Genomic DNA, 477 nt, shown 5'->3' with positions numbered 1-477 from the left:
ACCTGGCCGTGTGATCTGCCGTCGCAACCACGCTGTCATGCAAACAGCCCCGCTCGTGCGGGGCTGTTTTTTTTATCTCGCTCTCAATCCGCCAGAACCGGCTAGATGCTCCAGCTCTCCGGCAGCCGTTCGGTGAGGGTGGAGATGTATTCGAAGGTACGTGCCCGCTTGGGGGTGGTGAACATCTGGCGCGCACTGCCCGCCTCCACCACCTCCCCGGCCTCCAGGAAGATCACCTGCTGCGCAATCTGGGCGGCAAGACGCAAGTCATGGGTGGCGATCAGCATGGTGGTCCCCTCACTGGCCAGTTGGCGCAGCACGGCCACCACCTCCTGGGCAAGCTCGGGATCCAGCGCCGTACCTGTGAGAGCGGCCTTGTGTCGCGAAAGGACTGCGCAGCAGCCCTGGCTCGAATATCAGCGCACCGGCGCCAGCTTGCCCTTGTCGTCGGAGAAGACGATCTCCACCCGCCGGTTC

General features: G+C 63.9%; 1 protein-coding gene. It reads right to left on the bottom strand.

The genetic code is table 11. The features are described 5' to 3' along the window. Positions 1-101 precede the first annotated feature (101 nt). Entirely contained in the window at positions 102-320 is a 219-nt protein-coding gene (locus ACEWB7_RS17525) for a hypothetical protein (RefSeq protein WP_231563128.1), read from the bottom strand. Positions 321-477: the final 157 nt, after the last annotated feature.

The sequence above is a fragment of the Acinetobacter sp. NIOH-H-8 genome, from assembly GCF_046635365.1.
Lineage (GTDB): Bacteria > Pseudomonadota > Gammaproteobacteria > Pseudomonadales > Moraxellaceae > Acinetobacter.
The sequence above is the reverse complement of the archived record's forward strand: the minus strand, read 5'-3'. Positions and strand labels throughout refer to the sequence as shown.